This is a genomic window from Pseudomonas sp. CDFA 610 (genome assembly GCF_021147865.1).
Classification (GTDB): Bacteria; Pseudomonadota; Gammaproteobacteria; order Pseudomonadales; family Pseudomonadaceae; genus Aquipseudomonas; species Aquipseudomonas alliivorans.
Genome location: NZ_JAGTPM010000015.1, coordinates 23,273 through 39,348 on the forward strand (window position 1 = coordinate 23,273; position 16,076 = coordinate 39,348).

12 protein-coding genes and 1 pseudogene are annotated in these 16,076 nt (G+C 59.5%); 7 read left to right on the top strand and 6 right to left on the bottom strand.

The features are described from left to right. Positions 1-177: 177 nt before the first annotated feature. From KDX39_RS24625 to KDX39_RS24640, 4 genes are all read right to left on the bottom strand, one after another. On the bottom strand, positions 178-1,257 hold the full coding sequence (locus tag KDX39_RS24625; RefSeq protein WP_231662153.1) for an alpha/beta fold hydrolase: 1,080 nt from the start codon (positions 1,255-1,257) through the stop codon (positions 178-180). Positions 1,258-1,443: 186 nt separating this feature from the next. Further along, positions 1,444-2,370, bottom strand: coding sequence for a sugar ABC transporter substrate-binding protein (locus KDX39_RS24630; protein ID WP_099227711.1), 927 nt, complete (start codon positions 2,368-2,370; stop codon positions 1,444-1,446). 59 nt (positions 2,371-2,429) lie between these two features. Next, positions 2,430-3,218, bottom strand: a complete 789-nt coding sequence (locus tag KDX39_RS24635; protein WP_231662154.1) for a TIM barrel protein — start codon at positions 3,216-3,218, stop codon at positions 2,430-2,432. After that, positions 3,215-4,237 (bottom strand): Gfo/Idh/MocA family oxidoreductase, encoded by a 1,023-nt coding sequence (locus KDX39_RS24640; RefSeq protein WP_231662155.1) that lies wholly within the window; start codon positions 4,235-4,237, stop codon positions 3,215-3,217. The genes KDX39_RS24635 and KDX39_RS24640 overlap by 4 nt, the downstream gene beginning before the upstream one ends. Positions 4,238-4,429: 192 nt before the next feature. On the opposite strand from KDX39_RS24640, the gene KDX39_RS24645 reads away from it, so the two are divergent. Then, entirely contained in the window at positions 4,430-6,421 is a 1,992-nt protein-coding gene (locus tag KDX39_RS24645) for a sigma 54-interacting transcriptional regulator (RefSeq protein WP_231662156.1), read from the top strand. Positions 6,422-6,445: 24 nt separating this feature from the next. Here the strand turns inward: KDX39_RS24645 and KDX39_RS24650 are convergent, their stop codons facing one another. Then, positions 6,446-8,749 (bottom strand): FdhF/YdeP family oxidoreductase, encoded by a 2,304-nt coding sequence (locus KDX39_RS24650; protein ID WP_231662157.1) that lies wholly within the window; start codon positions 8,747-8,749, stop codon positions 6,446-6,448. Positions 8,750-8,952: 203 nt separating this feature from the next. Further along, positions 8,953-9,381, bottom strand: coding sequence for a VirK family protein (locus KDX39_RS24655; RefSeq protein ID WP_231662158.1), 429 nt, complete (start codon positions 9,379-9,381; stop codon positions 8,953-8,955). Positions 9,382-9,624: 243 nt separating this feature from the next. Here KDX39_RS24655 and KDX39_RS26710 point away from each other — a divergent pair. The 6 genes and pseudogenes from KDX39_RS26710 to KDX39_RS24680 form a co-directional block, all read left to right on the top strand. Further along, a pseudogene (locus tag KDX39_RS26710) lies at positions 9,625-10,146 on the top strand (MCP four helix bundle domain-containing protein); the annotation flags it as partial. Positions 10,147-10,545: 399 nt separating this feature from the next. Continuing rightward, a complete protein-coding gene (locus KDX39_RS26715) occupies positions 10,546-11,253 on the top strand; it encodes a methyl-accepting chemotaxis protein (protein WP_442964584.1) in 708 nt (235 codons plus the stop codon). A 271-nt stretch (positions 11,254-11,524) separates the two neighbouring features. Continuing rightward, the gene (locus KDX39_RS24665) at positions 11,525-12,526 is read left to right on the top strand and encodes a sugar ABC transporter substrate-binding protein (protein ID WP_231662160.1); all 1,002 of its coding nucleotides are present in this window, start codon (positions 11,525-11,527) and stop codon (positions 12,524-12,526) included. 13 nt (positions 12,527-12,539) lie between these two features. After that, positions 12,540-14,096 carry a sugar ABC transporter ATP-binding protein gene (locus KDX39_RS24670; protein ID WP_231662161.1) on the top strand — a complete coding sequence of 519 codons (1,557 nt, stop codon included), beginning with the start codon at positions 12,540-12,542 and terminating at the stop codon, positions 14,094-14,096. Then, positions 14,083-15,087 (top strand): ABC transporter permease, encoded by a 1,005-nt coding sequence (locus KDX39_RS24675; RefSeq protein WP_231662162.1) that lies wholly within the window; start codon positions 14,083-14,085, stop codon positions 15,085-15,087. Before KDX39_RS24670 ends, KDX39_RS24675 begins: the two co-directional genes overlap by 14 nt. After that, positions 15,084-16,070: an ABC transporter permease gene (locus KDX39_RS24680; protein ID WP_231662163.1), complete on the top strand. Its 987-nt coding sequence runs from the start codon at positions 15,084-15,086 to the stop codon at positions 16,068-16,070. Before KDX39_RS24675 ends, KDX39_RS24680 begins: the two co-directional genes overlap by 4 nt. The last annotated feature ends 6 nt before the right edge of the window (positions 16,071-16,076 follow it).

Consider the following 16,076-nt stretch of genomic DNA (forward strand, 5'->3'; position numbering starts at 1 on the left):
GAATCAAGTCTTTTCCTGCTCCGGCAAGAAAAGAAACCCCTTAGATTTCAATGGGTCGGACACCAGATACGAGTCTCGTTTCCCGCTCCAGACATGGCGCTGAAGAGGTTTTAAAACTACTTCAGCCAAAGAAAAAAGGACCTTCGGGTCCTTTTTTCGTTTTTCACAAACCGCGACTCAGTTGTTCGCGACGTGTGGCTTTTCGGTCTGTCGCATGAACTGCTCCAATTCCTTCGTGTAGAACTTTGCCATGCTCGTAGTGCCGTGGCCTCGGGTTTCGGCGCTGGCGGGAATCAGCAGCAGCCTTGCATTCTTCACCTCTCGTAACGAGGCTTCGAGCAGTCCGGTTTCCGGTGGATTGCGTTCGTCGTCCGCTGCGTTTATGGCCAGTACCGGTGCCTGGATTTTGTTCAAGCCCTTCGACGCGTCGTAATCGGCCGAGGACTGCCATTGATAAATGAAATCGTTGGCGTCAGAGGTCTGCGGCGAGTTGAGCCGGTCCTCCACGTACTTGTCCGCCAGCGCCCGGGACGGTGCCGCTGCCTGATAGGCCAGATTGCCGCCGCTGGTGCCGATGCTGAACATTGCGTTGGCCAGACGCAGGGAAGGCGGCTGTGTGGTGTAGTTGCCGTTATTCCAGGCTGGGTCCTGCTTGATCGACTCCACGAGCAGTCGGCGCATCATCCAGTTGCGCGATGACATCGGAGTGGGTTGCGAGGCCATCGGCACGAGCGCGTCCATCATCTGCGGCCAGTTCTGGCCCCACATCCAGGTTTGCATGCCACCCATAGAGTTGCCGATGACCAATCGCAGGTGCTTGACACCAAGTCCTTCGGTCACCAGTCGATACTGTGCCTGAACCATGTCGGCGTAGTTATATTCCGGGAAGCGGGCGCGCAGGCCGTCCGAGGGCTTGGTCGATTGCCCCATGCCAGTGCCGTCGGTAGAAATGATGTAGTACTTGCTCGCACTCAGCGGCTGGCCTTCGCCGAATAACTCACCACCGAAATCCTTGGCCAGAACGTCGCTGCCGGGCCGGTAGGTGCCGTGCAGGAAAAGAATCGCAGGGTTCTTCGGGTCGCCGAGGGTGATGTAGTGCAGTTTCAGGTTGGCGAGTTTTTCACCCGTGTGAAAGGTGAACTCCGGGGCGACCCAGTCGCCTTCTTTCGCAACCGGAAGGGGCGCAGCATTGATGCCGGACGCGAGGAAAAGCAGGAACATCAGCCCTGTGGCAGGGCGCAAAGCGAAGCGCTGCATGAACGGTATCCTGTCTGATTTTTTATTGTCAGGTCGTAGGTGTGCCGGACGAATATTCCTCCTGTGATCGTATTTTGTGAAGTTGTTTTTTAGTTAACACCCATTAACACCGGGCAACACAAAAGGGCCTCAGGCCCTTTTGTGTTTGCGAGACAAACCACCACAGGTGATCAGGCTGCGAGCAGGCTATTTGTAACGCTGTTCGAATGTCGTCAGATTTTCCGGCGTGATCAATTGAAAGGGCACCCACACGTCCGCCGTGACTGTCTCACCCCTGATCATTTTGACCGCCGACTGCATCGCACTGGCAGCCTGAGCCTTGGGGTCCTGAAAAACCGATGCAACCAGCATCCCGCGTTTGATTGCTGCGAGCCCGTCAGGCAGGCCGTCAATGCCGACAATCGCAACCTCGCCCTTTGTCTTGCCTGCCTGCTGCAGAGCCATGGCTGCGCCGATGGCCATTTCGTCATTGTTGGCGATGATCGCATCGAAGTGGCTGCCAGCGAGCAGCCAGTTGCTGGTCAGGTCCATGCCCTTGTTACGTTGCCACTCGGCACTCTGCTGTTCAACCACCTTAATGTCCGGGTAGTCCTTGAGGACCTGTTTGACGCCTTCGGTACGATCATGCGTGGCGTTTTGCGCCAGGTCGCCCATGATGATCGCGAGCGTGCCTTTGCCGCCCAGCTTTTCAGCCAGATAACGCATTTGCAGTTGTCCGGCCTCGATATCGTTGGACGCGACCGTGACCACACCCGGGGGCAGCTTGCGTTCATCCGGATGACGATTGACGTACACCAGCGGTATTTTTGCTGCCACCGCAGCGCGGGTCATGCTTGCTGTGGCGGACGTGTCTGCGGGCAGGACGATGACTGCATCGACCTTTTGATTGAGAAATCCCTGAACCTGATTGAGCTGGCGAACCACATCGCCCTGTGCGTCCTCGAACTGTATCTGGACGTTCTCTTGCCTGGCGGCGTCTTCCAGGCCGTTGCGCACGTAGGTCATGAAGTTATCGTCGACTCTGGCGATGCTGACTCCGATGCGGTAATTGGCGGCGGCCCATTGGCTGAACAGGGTCAGTAGCGCAGCGAACAGCAGTGTGTAGATACGCATGACGGTTTTCCTTTTTGTTATTGTGTGACCTTCATTGAGGAAGGTGTTCAATGACACCTTCAGTCAAGGGTAAAAGCGCGCCGAAAGCGCTCAAGCGCCAGCTCGCTGTCGCCGCTGGCCCAGCCCTCCAGTCCGACAACACCTTTGTAGCCGATGTTGAACAACGCTCTGGCGATGGCCGGGTAGTGAATCTCGCCGGTACCGGGCTCCATGCGGCCAGGCACATCCGCGACCTGAATTTCGCCGATGGCCTTGCCAGCGCGCTGGATCAGCTCGATCAGGTTTCCCTCCCCGATTTGTGCGTGATACAGGTCCAGGTTCATTTTCAGGTGCGGGCTGTCCACGGCTTCGATGAGTGCCAGGGTGTCGTCGGCGCGGGCGAAAGGCGTGCCGGGGTGATCCACTTCGGTATTCAGGTTTTCCAGCAGAAACACCCGGCCGGCGTCTTCTCCCAGGCGCGCAATTTTCTCCAGCGTCTTGCAGGCGTTCAGCCACATGCGACCCGTGGTGTGCGCGACCGGTTTGACGGGCAGGCCTTCAGCATCCAGTCCGGTACCATGCAGGTTCAGGCTTGGACAATTCAGTTGCTCGGCGACGGCCAGTGATTCGCGTGCGGATTCGAGCAATCGACCGATATCATCCGGGTCGGTCAGGTTGCCCGAGATGTAGCCGGTCATGGAGGTGAAGTCTGCGCCGGTGGCGACAAGGGCTGCAATGTCCTTGGTGGTCCAGTTCCATATTTCGGCACTGAAGCCCAGCGCATGAATACGTTCGACGCGTTCGGTGAAAGGCAGATCGATGAACACCATCTCGGCGCTGATCGCCAGTGTGAAGGGCATGGTACTCATGAAGCGACTCCTTGCACGCGTACCGCCTTGCCTTGCTCAAAGGATTCGATACAGGCGCGGGCAATGGCCAGGGCTGCCCGGGCATCTTCGCCGCTGGCCAAGGGTTTTTCACCGCTGCGCATACAGTCGACGAAATGGTTGAGTTCGGCGATGTAAGCATCCCGTAGCAGGTCGGTGTCCATTCTCTGGGTATCAGCCTGCACGCCGGTCGCCAGATAGCGAAGCAGGTCGGACTCGTTGACACTGCCCATACTCAGCATGCCGGCGCTGCCAAAGACTTCCCCGCGAACGTCGTAGCCATAGACTGCCTGGAAATTCGCCTCGGCAACGGCAATTGCGCCGTTACCGAAGCGGACGGTGACCACGGCAGTATCGAGAAAACCGTTGGCCTTGAATTCCGGTGCGATCAGGGCGTCTGCCATGACAAACACCTCGATCGCTTCCGCGCCGGGGTTGAGATAGCGCAGGGTGTCGAAATCATGGATCAGGGTTTCCAGAAAGATCACCCACTGAGGCGATGTGGCTGGATTATTCAAGGCCGGATCTCGAGTCAGTGATCGCAGCAACTGCGGCGTTCCGATCCGGCCTGCAACAACATCCAGGTGGGCTGTGCGAAAGCTCTTCGCGAAACGCCGGTTGAAACCGACCTGCAAGGTCACCTGAGCATCGGCAGCCGCCGCGATAGCGCGGTCAGCTTCGTCCAGGGTGATCGCCATCGGTTTTTCACAGAAGATGCTTTTTCCGGCGCGGGCAGCTTTTATCACCAGTTCGGCATGGCTGCGGGCGGGCGCTGCGATCAAAACACCATCGATGTCCGGGTCGTCCAGCAACTGCTGAGGGTCTGTATAAACCTTTTGCACGCCAAGCGCAGATGCAAGGCGGGTAGCCTGGGTGTGAGAGGGATCGGCAATGGCGGTCAGGCTTGCTCCGGGAATATGCCGGGCGGCGGTGAGGCCGTGAAAACTGCCCATGCGTCCGGCTCCGATAAGCCCCAGGCGGATCGTTTGCGATGTACTCATGATGTCTCCTTTTTATTGTTGTTCGATGCACCGGCAGCCGGGGCAGGCCGGTATGACATCAATAGCAATCGCTGTGCCAATCCATAAATAGCTGATAAATAAGAGAATTATTTTAAACGCTCAATAGTTGTGTCTATTTAAAAGACATGTCTAGACTGACATGTCAAATATATGAACATGACGGGTAGGGCGATGACTCCACAGCCAATGATCCTCAGCACGGAGGACCGTGATTACCTTACGACGCTCGGTCCGGCCTCATTGAACGCAGGGCCGGGTGAAGCGCTCAATGAGGCCTGGAAAGCTTGCCTGGAGGGATGCACTGAAAGGCCTGCCGGAATCAGGCAGATCATTTGGGATTCGTGGTTACGCAGCATAGAGGCCGGTATTGACCCCGGTGATGGCCAATACCGCTTCGTCACGCCCGAGGAACTGACCGCGGCATTGACGGCAAATCGTGCCTTGATCGCCGCTGCGGCTCAGGTCATGAGCGGCTTGCTGGCTTATAACCCCAAGGGGCATATCAATCTTACTGATGCACAAGGCACGACCCTGTATTTCTGCGGGCTGGATCTCACTCCGGTAGGCAGTCGACTGCTGGAGTCGGTACAGGGAACCAACTGCACCGGCATGGCGCTTGCCGAAGATCGACTGGTCTATGTGCTGGCTGAAGAGAACTTCGGTTCGGGCCTGCGAGAAAGGGGCATGCACTGCGCCGCTGCACCCATCAGGGATGGCCAGGGCCGCATGCTGGCGATGTTGACCCTGACGGCAGAGCCGGGCTGGTTCCATTTCCACACGTTGGGCACTGTGCAGGCTGCAGCCGAGGCGGTGTCGCGGCAAATGGCCTTGCAGGCACTGCTGGAAGAACAGCAGGCGGTGCTTGAAGTGCTCAACGAAGGCTTGGTGGTATTGAACGGGCAAGGCTGCATAAAAGCGCTCAATCGTTACGCCCGACAGCTGTTTCGCGTCGGGCTCGAGGTGCTGGGCAGTCCTTTCCAGCGGCTTGGTCAGAGCGAGCTGACTGATGGAATCCTGCAGCGTGGCGGGGAAGGGGTGCGTGACCTGGACTGCACCTTTGAGTTGCAGGACCGCAGCCATCTGGCATGCCTGGTTTCGATCTGCCCGTTGGAACAGGGCGGGCTGATTGTTTCCTTGCGCGAGAAAAGACGGATCCGGGACATCACCCGCAAGATCATCGGCAGCCAGGCCAGCTACACCTTCGACATCATTCAGGGCAGTTCACGTGCGATTCAGGATGCGCTGCACTTGGGCCGGGTCGCCAGCCGGAGTGATTCGACGACATTGATTCTGGGCGAAAGCGGGACCGGCAAGGAGTTGTTTGCCCAAGCGATCCACAACGCCAGCGAACGATGCGGCGGACCTTTTGTGGCGGTCAACTGCGGGGCCATTCCGCGGGACCTGGTCCAGAGTGAACTGTTCGGTCATGCGGAAGGCGCTTTTACCGGTTCGGCCCGCGGTGGTGCTGCCGGGAAATTTGAACTGGCGGATGGCGGGACGATTTTTCTCGACGAGATCGGAGACATGTCCTTCGATGCTCAGGTCAGTCTGCTGCGCGTTCTGCAGGAAGGCGAAGTGACCCGTGTGGGTGCGAAGAAATCACAGCGTGTGAATGTGCGCATCATCGCCGCGACTCATCGCAATCTCAGCCAGGCAGTGGCTGACGGAGCCTTTCGTGAGGACCTTTATTACCGTCTCAACGTGCTCAACCTGACCGTGCCTCCCTTGCGAATGCGGCGCGACGATGTGCCTTTGCTGGCGCGCCACTTCCTTGCTCGCTGCGCCCGCTCGCTGCGCAAACCTGTGCGCGATTTTGCGCAGGACGCATTGGACATCTTGTGCGGCTATCACTGGCCGGGCAACGTGCGCGAGCTTGAAAATATCATTGAGCGCGCGACCAATCTGGCAATGAACGAGCTTGTTCAAGTCCATGATCTGCCGCTGGAAATCAGGCAAGGTCCGGGTTCCCTGGGATCGGGCGTTGTGTCCGGGAGTCGAACGACGCCGGATCTTGGCGCTCATGAAATGAACGCCATCGCTGCTGCTCTCGAAGAAACGCGCGGAAATATTCGTCAGGCTGCCCAGAGGCTGAAGGTTTCGCGCGGCGGTCTGTACAACAAGATGGAACGCTACGGACTCAAGGCCGAGGCGTTTCGATCGTGACCGGCTGCGCGCAACCTTTTCACTTCATCTGTGTACCGAGGTCAAACGCACCGGCACCGACTTCGCCGCTGGCACCTTGCTGCGCTCGGCATGGTGCCATAGAGGCACCAGTGGGTTGCATTCCGGGTAATAGGCTGCCGCGCATCCCTCTGGAATGTCGTAGGCGATGATTTCGAACGGCCCGACCTGACGCTTGATCTCAGGCTCCACGGCAGTGGTTAGCAGGACGCGCTCACCGACCTTGAAGCCCAGCCGCTCGATGTCGTTGCTGTGCATGAAGATCACCTCGCGGGTTCCGCTCACGCCGCGAAAACGGTCGTCATAGCCGTAGATGGTGGTGTTGAACTGGTCGTTGCTGCGCAGCGTCATCAGTTGCAACACGTCGCGGGTGGATTCCGCAAGCGCGATATCGTCGTTTTCGACCAGCGTGTCAGGCGTAATGAATTGTGCCCTGCCACTTTCGGTGTTCCATTTGCGCTGCGCGGCGGCCAGCGGGCGGTGAAAACCTCCCGGCTCGGCCATGCGGGCTTCCATATCGTGGAATATTTCCGGGTAAATGGTGCTAATCGCTGTCCTGATCCGTGAGTAGTCATTGCTCCATGCCTGCCAGTCAATCGACTGGCCATCGGGCAGGGTCGCCGTGGCCAGACCTGCAACGATAACGGTCTCTGCTCGAACATGCGGCCCGACCGGCTCGGCGCTGCCTTTCCAGCCATGTATACAGCCCGTGCTGTCCTCGGCGGTATAGGTTTGCGCGACGCCATTTTGCCGATCGATCTCGATCCGCCCAAGGCATGGAAGCAGCCAGGCGTTGTGTGCTGGCACCAGATGCGTGCGGTTGAGTTTGGTCGCGATCTGGACACTCAGCTCCAGTCCATGCCAGGCCGGTTCCATCCGGAAGGTGTCAGGGATAGCCCGCAGGAAGTTACCGCCCAGACCGATGAAACCTTTTACGCGACCATCGAGTATGCCTTCGCACGCGTCCACCGTTGCCATGCCTTTTTGTTCGGGGACCTTGAAGCCAAAGTGCTGTTCTATCAGTTCTACAGGGACTTTTTTTGGATCCTCGGTGATGCCGACGGTTCGCTGGCCCTGCACGTTGGAGTGGCCGCGTACCGGGCAGATGCCTGCGCCCGGCTTGCCGATGTTGCCGCGCATCAGCATCAGGTTTACCAGCATCTGCACGTTGGTCACCCCACGTCGATGCTGGGTGAGCCCCATGCCATAGACGAACATCACGCTCTGGCTGCGGGCGTAAACATTCGCTGCCGCTTCCAATGCCCCTCGGGTCAGGCCGCTCTGACGCTCAAGTTCTGGCCAGGTGCTGTGGCGCACATAATCCGCGAACGCGTCGAAACCTTCGGTATGACTGGCGATGAACGCGTGATCGAGTACAGGTGCCGTGCCATTTGCGCTAGCCTGATCCTCCAGCGCGAGCAGTGCCTTGGCGATGCCGGTAATGGCGGCCGTGTCGCCACCGGTTGCCACCTGATGATATTGCGTACTGATGACGGTCGAGCCGGGGATCAGCATTTCGCCGGGGGATTGCGGATTGACGAAGCGCTCCAGGCCACGCTCGCGCAATGGATTGAAGGTGATGATGGGCACATCGCGCTGACGCGCCTCCTGCAACTGATGAAGCATGCGCGGGCTGTTACTGCCGACGTTCTGGCCAAAGAAAAACAGGCAATCGGTGTGCTCGAAATCGTCCAGGGTCACGGTGCCGACGGGCACGCCGATGCTTTCCTGCAAACCAACCGAGGTGCTTTCGTGGCACATGTTGGAACTGTCAGGCAGGTTGTTGGTGCCATAGGCACGGGCAAACAGCTGGTACATGAACGATGTTTCCAGCGAAGCCCGTCCCGAGGCATAAAAAACCACGCTGTCAGGCGCCATGCTCTTGAGTTGCGCGCCGATCTCCCGATAGGCCTCTCCCCAGGATGTTTCCCGATAGCGGTCACTCTGGGCGTCGTAGCGCATCGGGTGGGTGAGGCGACCCTGTTGCTCCAGATCGTAATCGCGCCACTGGCGTAACTCACTGAGCGTGTGCCTCGCAAAGAAAGCCGGATCGGTTTTCAGCGACGTCAGTTCCCAGGCGGTGGCTTTGGCGCCGTTTTCACAGAATTCCAGCGCACGCGGATGGCCGGGCTTGGCCCAGGCACAACTGACGCAGGCGAAACCGTCCGGCTTGTTCTGTTTCAACAATGCCGCAGGAGCCTTGGCCAGTGCGTGCTCCCGCCACAGAATCTGCGCCACCGATTTTGCCGACCCCCAGCCGCCGCTGGCGTGGGTGTAGGGTTTGAAACGGGTCTTGGGGTAAATCAGCATCGGTGGCTCCCGGGCATTCAGCAGGCTGCTTGATAAGGCTGGGACGAGGCCGACTGTAGAAAGGTTCAGCAGATTTAGAGGCGGGGGAGTCTGCGAGCAATGCTCAAGGGCTTCAGTTGGATGAACAACTGGCGGGCAGGCCTGCGCGGCAGTCGCAAACACCTCGGCAGGCCCTGGCTGAGCCTGCGTTGGATGCAAAAATCCTACTTCGCCGTAAAAAAGCTCAAACCCTTGCCGACCGCGCAGTCATAACTCACGGCCTGCCCGGTCTGCTGGTAACCGGGAACACTGAGCGTGGTCATGCTGAAATCCGCTTTGCCGTCGGGCTTCACGCGGTAGCGGATGAATTGCTCGATGGGCTTATTGTCGCGATCAAGTGTGAAATGTGTGTCCGAGAACGCCAGCATCCCGTCGGCGGTAATCCGGTAGGCGTCGATGCGTTTGCCTCCTTGAGTCTTTGACGGCTCGGCACCTTTGATCGACGACGTGCACTGTCCAAGGTCAATCACCACCGAAACCGATTCTCCGGTGTTCAGGGCTTTGATGATTGAAGGCTGGTCGCGAAGGGCATCGCCGGCGCACGCGAAGGCGGGCAGTGACAGGGCGACGAATGCAGCGCAGTAACGTTTCATGATTGACTCTCCAGCAATGCAGACCGGCCATTTCGTCACCCTTCCAAAAGGGTTTTTGAGGTGACAGAGACCGGTCAAGTCCGGGGTTATTGGGCAGCGCGAACCCTACCATAAGGCTTTTTCCCAGTGGGCCTCCTGTTGCGGTGGCCTGCATGAAAGTTTGTCCGATCATCCTTTTCAGACATCTGCCGATACAAATGATGGTGGCAATATGGTCGCCATATTTGAGGAAGAGGATTCGAAATGCTGAGACAGCTGAAAATCGCAGTCAGAACCGCCGTCTGTTTTACGCTGATGGTAGTCCTCGTCATCGGGCTCGGTGTTTTCAGCCTCCAGCAACTGCGCAGCATTCGCGAACAGTCCCTGGAGATCGAGAACGACTCGCTGCCGGGGATTGCGTTGGGCGACGACATCGCGCTGGCGTTTGAGAAAACCCGTACCACGGCAATGAAAATACTGTCGACGCGCACGGCTCAGCAGGTTGATCAGGTTCATGCGGAATTGCTGGAAAAAAAGGCCGGCTTTCAGAAGGCGATCCAGGCCTATACGCCGTTGATTACCTCCGAGGACGAGCGGGCTCTGATCAATCAGCTCGGTGCGGGTTATCAGTCTTATGCCGAGGGGGCCGAGCGGGTCTACCAACGGGTCAAGGACAATCAGCTCGAGGCCGGCCAGCAGTTGGCCTGGGTCGAGATGAAAGGCATCGCTGAAAGCATGGAAGCACTGGTCGGCAAGCTGGAAAAGCTCAATGACGCCTCTGAAAATGAGTCGAGCGCCGACGCCACCAGCGTCTATGACCACGCATTCTCGGTCACCTTTGCGGTCATGCTGCTGGCCGTATTGCTGACCGTGCTGCTTGCCTGGCGCCTGTCGCGCAGCCTTTCTGTGCCTATCAGTCAGGCGCTGCTGACCTCGGAAACCATAGCCTCGGGCGATTTGCGGCCTACTGGCGTGAACCGTGATGGCGCTGATGAAGCCGCGCTTTTGCTGCAATCGATGGAGCAGATGCGTTTGAGTCTGAGCAAGACCCTGACCCATGTGGGCGATGCGGCGAACCAGCTGGCCTCGGCAACCGAAGAGATGAACGCACTTATTGTCGACAGCAACAATGATCTGGTGGCGCAGAACAGCGAAATCGAAATGGCCGCAACGGCGGTGACCGAGATGAGTCAGGCCGTGGACGAGGTGGCACGCAATGCGGTGGCTACTTCGCAGGAGTCCAAGGCGTCTTCGTTATCGGCACGTCAGGGTCAGGAAGAGCTCAATCACACCGTCAAATCGATTCAAGAGCTGACGCAAAACGTTGGCACTGCGTCTCACGAAGCCAAGTCACTGGCGACCCGGACGCTGGACATCACCAAGGTGCTGGACGTCATTCGCGCCGTGTCGGAGCAGACCAACCTGCTGGCGCTCAACGCAGCTATCGAGGCCGCTCGCGCCGGAGATGCGGGGCGTGGCTTCGCAGTGGTTGCCGATGAAGTACGCGCGCTGGCGCATCGCACCAGTGAGTCGACCCGCGAGATCGAAACCATGATCGGTCATATCCAGCAGGGCACTCAAAGCACGTTGACAGCCCTTGAGGTCAGTACCGAACAGGCGCAAAGGACCCGGCAGCAGGCCGAGTCGGCCAACGCGGCGCTGGCGTTGATTGCGACCTCGGTTGCGGTCATCGACGAGCGCAACACCCTGATTGCCACCGCTTCTGAGCAGCAGGCAGAGGTCGCACGTGAAGTGGACCGCAACCTGGTGCGCATTCGTGACCTGTCCGCGCACTCGGCGGTCCGCACCGGGCAGACCGGCAGTGCCAGTCAGTCTCTGGCAGAGCTGGCCAATGGTTTGAATGCCACGCTGGGTCAATTCACGTTGCGTTGAGGCCGGGCAAGGGCAGGATGCATGCCCACGCGGAGCGATGGGCGCTCGGCAGCGTCGAGGCAGGCTGTTGTCCCTGCAACAGCAGATCGGCAATTTGCGTGGCGCTGTTGGCTGTTCTTCAGCCCGCAATCACATTACGTGGCATCAGGCTAAAGCCCTGAAAGCACGTGGAACCGTGCCTCGTAGCGATGTTCAACCCTCAGCGCCTCGCTCGGGCACGACCTGTGCACTGCTCCTCGGATTCCTGTCCTGAATCTGCGGAGCTACCCCGATGCCCGATGCCCTTTTTCCGACTTTCAATCGCTTTGGCAAACGCTGGTCCGCGCTGGCGCTGACATTAATGGCTGCCTGCATGGGCACCTCTGCACAGGCCGATGACAGCGACGTTCCATCGCTGGCGGGCAAGCGCATCGCGATCAGCATGACCGGCACCAGCCATTACTTCGATATCAAGGCGTTTCAGGCGCAGGTGGATGAGGTTAAGCGTCTGGGCGGCACACCCATCACCCTGGATGCAGGGCGTAACGACAAGAATCTGGTGAACCAGTTGCAGACCGTGATTACCCAGAAGCCGGATGCGGTCATCCAGACGCTTGGTACGCTGAGCGTCATCGATCCCTGGCTCAAGCGCATCAGCAAGGCGGGCATTCCGCTGTTCACCATCGACGCGCCATCGCAGTACAGCCTCAACAACACCACCTCCGACAATGTTGCCACCGGCAGGGCGCTGGCCGGGCAACTGATCAAGGACGCCGGTGGCAAGGGCAACATTCTGGTGTTCAACGGCTTTTACGGCGTGCCGGTCTGCGCGATTCGCTACGACCAGCTCAAGCTGGCGCTCAAGGACCACCCCGAGCTGAAGGTCATCGAGCCCGAGCTGCGCGATGTCATCCCCAATACCGTTCAAGACGCTTACTCGCAGGTCTCGGCCTTGCTCAACAAATACCCCAAGGGCAGCGTCTCGGCCATCTGGTCGGCCTGGGACATTCCTCAGTTGGGTGCGAGCAAGGCGCTGATCGATGCCGGACGAACCGAGATCAAGACTTATGGCGTGGACGGCACGCCGGAAGTGCTCGAGCTGCTGGGTCGTAGCGACTCACCCATCGGCGCTGTGGTGGCGCAACAGCCGGTATTGATTGGCAAGACCGCCGTGCAGAACGTGGCGCGTTATCTGGCCGGTCAGCGTGATCTGCCGAAGGAAACCCAGGTGCCTACCTTGCTCACCACCGCAGGCAATCTCCCCGAAGTGCGACAGCTTCGCGGCGACAATTGAACAGGAGTTGACCATGACTTCAGTGACGTCACCGCCTGCCTTGCACCTGCAGGGCATCTGCAAACGCTTCGGCGCGACCCAGGCGCTGGACGGGGTCAGTCTGCGCGTCGAACCGGGCACCATCCATGGTCTGGTCGGTGAAAACGGCGCAGGCAAATCGACCCTGATCAAGGTGCTGGCCGGCATTCACAAGGCCGACAAGGGCAGCCTGAGCGTTCATGGCGAGTCTTTCGATGTTTTCACGCCGCGTCAGGTCGAAACGCTGGGCGTGCAGTTCATTCATCAGGAGCGCTTGCTGCCTGGAAGCTTCACGGTGGGTGAGGCGCTGTTCTTCGGTCAGGAGATCAGGCGCGGCCTGTGGGTGGATCGTCGTGCTCAGGAGCGTGAGGCCGCTCGGCTGATCCACGATTACTTCGCCATGGCGTTTCCGAAAGGGGCTCTGATTCGTGATCTGGACAGTGCCCAACGGCAGATTGTGCAGATCATCCGCGCACTGATCGCAAAGCCGAAAATACTGGTGTTCGACGAGCCGAGCGTATCGCTGGTGAAGCGGGAAGTGGACCGGTTGCTGTCCATCGTGCGCCGCCTGCGTCATGAAGGGCTGACGATTCTTTACATCTCGCATTACCTGCAGGAAATCGAATCGCTGTGTGATCAGGTGACCGTGCTGCGTAACGGGCGCGATGTGGCAGTGGTGGACCCGGCTGTCACCAGTACTGCGCAGATCGCCCGGCTGATGGTCAACCGCGATGTCGGTGAGCTGTATCCCCGGGCCCGGACGACCCCTGGGCCGCCAGTGCTTGAGCTGAAAGGACTCGGCGCGGACCAGGCTTACGAAGGCATCGACCTCACGGTAGGACGCGGCGAGGTGGTCGGTCTGACCGGACTGGTCGGTTCCGGCGCCAAGGAGTTGCTCAAGAGTCTGTTCGGGCTGGTTAAACCCTCTCAGGGCGAACTGCTCCTCAAGGGTAAGCCGCTTCGGTTGAAGTCACCACGCGACGCAGTTCGCCATGGCATTGCATTGGTGCCGGAAGAGCGTCGCAGCCACGGCATCGCGCCAGCGCTATCGGTGCTTGAAAACATCACGCTGGCCAGTCTGGGCCGGTTCAGCCGCTGGGGCCTGCTGGACAGCAAGGCACAGGTTCGCGAGAGCGAGCGGCTGATCCATGAGTTGGCGATAAAGACCTCGGGGCAGGGCAGCGCAGTGCAATCGCTCAGCGGTGGCAATCAGCAGAAAGTTGCGCTGGCCAAATGGCTCAGCCGACAGTCGTCGTTGTATTTGCTCGACGAGCCGAGTGTGGGTGTCGATATCGGCGCCAAGACCGAAATCTATCGGCTGATCGCCAGGCTGGCCGAGGGCGGTGCTGCGGTTCTGGTGCTGTCGTCGGACCTGCCGGAGCTGATCGGGATCACGCAGCGCATCGTAGTGCTGCACCGGGGCCGCACCGCGGGTGAATTCGACGCGCGCACCACCGACAGCGATGAGTTGCTGGCCTGCGCCACCGGGGCCAGCGAGCGCGAAACAGTCATTGATCAAGCCCATGAGGAGCGCAAACATGTACGGGCTTGAAATATCCATTCGTGACCCATCCGGTCCGTCTTCAGGGTGGCTGCTGCGTCTTGCGCAGCGCGGCTCCCTGCTGGTGTTTCTGATCATTCTGCTGGGGTTTGCCCTGAGTGCGCCGAACTTCCTGAGCGTCGGCAACCTAAGCAACGTGTTTGCCCAATCTGCGGTACTGGGCATTCTCGCGCTGGGGCTGACCTGCGTGGTGATCGGCGGCGGCTCCAACGTGGTTCGCGGCGGGCTGGACCTGTCGCTCGCGGCCAATCTGGGGTTATGCGCGGCGGTCTACAGCAGCTTGAACAACGCGGGTCTGGAAACCTGGCAAGCGTTAGCGCTCACGCTGGGCTGCGGTCTGCTGGTTGGTACATTGAATGGGGTGGCGGTCGTGTTTCTCCGTTTGCCGCCGTTGCTGGCAACCCTGGCAAGCATGAACCTGGTCGCAGGGCTGGAACTGGTGCTGACCCAGAATACCGTGCTGGCCACTGACTCTGCGTTGCTGGACGTGTTGGCTTCGGGTGAATGGCTGGGCGTACCGGCCCTGGCCTGGATGCTGTTGAGCGTGGCTGCCGTGTTGCATGTGGTCATTCAGCGCAGCGCCTACGGCCTGCGCCTTTACGCCATTGGAGAATACCCGCTGGCAGCGATAGCGGCGGGTTTGAATCCCCATGGTTATGTGTTCTCCACGTACCTGATCGCCGGAACCTGCGCGGCCTTGGCTGCATTCTGTTCCGCCGCGGTGTTCAGCGGCAGCACGACCGGTTCTGGCGACCTGCTGCTGTCGGTGGTGGCGATTGCCTTTCTCGGTTCGGTGTTTTCCAGACGCCTGACTGCCAACATTCCCGGGACCCTGCTGGCGACCCTGCTGCTGGGTTTTCTCATCAATGGCTTCCAGTTGCTGAACATTTCCAGCTTCTGGGTCAACGGCGTTCAAGGCGTGCTGATTCTGCTGGTGGTGGCCTTTTCCGGCGCCGTCGGCCAACCGGAGGGTGAACAATGAGTACGCTGACCCTGACTGCTTCATCGGCACGAAACAGCTTTTTGCCGCGTCTGCTGACGGCCACGTTACCGATACTGGTCCTTGTCATTCTGGTGTTCTTTGCGCTGGAGGCACCGGGTTTCCTGAGCTGGGGCAACCTGTCGAGTCTGATCCTGAACAACTTCGTGTTGCTGGCAATCGTCGCGGTTGGCATGACCTGGGCAGTGGCGGCGGGTGGAATCGACCTGTCGGTGGGTACCGCCGTGGACTTTGCCAGCCTGGCATTTGTGGTCGCGCTCAATGGCGGCTACGGGCTGGGCGCTGCGGTGGTCGTCGCGTTGTTGGCGGGCGGCGCGGCCGGGGCGTTCAACGCGCTGTTGATTGCCGGTCTGCGCATTTCGCCGTTTCTGGCGACGCTGGGCACGCTGTTCATTGGCACCAGCGTGCAGCAGTTGCTGTCGGATGGCGGGCAGCCGATCTATATCGCTCAGGGGGTGTTACCTGGCATAACCGGTCTGGTGATTCTGGGGTTGCCGTTGCCAGTCTGGCTGGTCGCGTCAATGGCAGGCGGTTACGGTCTGGTGCTGGCGCGCGGGCGTCTGGGGCGCGAGATTCTGGCGGTGGGTACGCAGCCACAACTGGCGTATTACTCGGGTCTGTCGCTCCGGCGCATTGCCGTTCAGGTGTTTGTCGGCAGCGCACTGGCCTGCGCGGTGGCGGGCATTCTGCTTGGCTCGACGGTCAACGCCTACGTGCCGATGTCGGGCAATGCCTACCTGATCAGCGCGATTGGCGCAGTATTCATGGGCACCACCTTGAGTCGTCAGGGACGGCCCAACATCGTCGGAACGTTATTGGGCGTGCTGTTCATCAACGTGATTGCCAATGGGTTGTTGCTGATCGGCTGGAATTTCTATTGGCAACAGGTGGCGACCGGAGCGCTGATCTTCCTGGTGCTGGCCTTCAGTTTTGCCAGTCGCCACCTGCTACGGGATGCTCACTGACACAAC

Bases quoted from the DNA above. Each gene is read 5' to 3' on its own strand.
- KDX39_RS24625 (WP_231662153.1), bottom strand. From the start codon at position 1,257: ATGCAGCGCTTCGCTTTGCGCCCTGCCACAGGGCTGATGTTCCTGCTT.
- KDX39_RS24630 (WP_099227711.1), bottom strand. From the start codon at position 2,370: ATGCGTATCTACACACTGCTGTTCGCTGCGCTACTGACCCTGTTCAGC.
- KDX39_RS24635 (WP_231662154.1), bottom strand. From the start codon at position 3,218: ATGAGTACCATGCCCTTCACACTGGCGATCAGCGCCGAGATGGTGTTC.
- KDX39_RS24640 (WP_231662155.1), bottom strand. From the start codon at position 4,237: ATGAGTACATCGCAAACGATCCGCCTGGGGCTTATCGGAGCCGGACGC.
- KDX39_RS24645 (WP_231662156.1), top strand. From the start codon at position 4,430: ATGACTCCACAGCCAATGATCCTCAGCACGGAGGACCGTGATTACCTT.
- KDX39_RS24650 (WP_231662157.1), bottom strand. From the start codon at position 8,749: ATGCTGATTTACCCCAAGACCCGTTTCAAACCCTACACCCACGCCAGC.
- KDX39_RS24655 (WP_231662158.1), bottom strand. From the start codon at position 9,381: ATGAAACGTTACTGCGCTGCATTCGTCGCCCTGTCACTGCCCGCCTTC.
- KDX39_RS26715 (WP_442964584.1), top strand. From the start codon at position 10,546: ATGAGTCAGGCCGTGGACGAGGTGGCACGCAATGCGGTGGCTACTTCG.
- KDX39_RS24665 (WP_231662160.1), top strand. From the start codon at position 11,525: ATGCCCGATGCCCTTTTTCCGACTTTCAATCGCTTTGGCAAACGCTGG.
- KDX39_RS24670 (WP_231662161.1), top strand. From the start codon at position 12,540: ATGACTTCAGTGACGTCACCGCCTGCCTTGCACCTGCAGGGCATCTGC.
- KDX39_RS24675 (WP_231662162.1), top strand. From the start codon at position 14,083: ATGTACGGGCTTGAAATATCCATTCGTGACCCATCCGGTCCGTCTTCA.
- KDX39_RS24680 (WP_231662163.1), top strand. From the start codon at position 15,084: ATGAGTACGCTGACCCTGACTGCTTCATCGGCACGAAACAGCTTTTTG.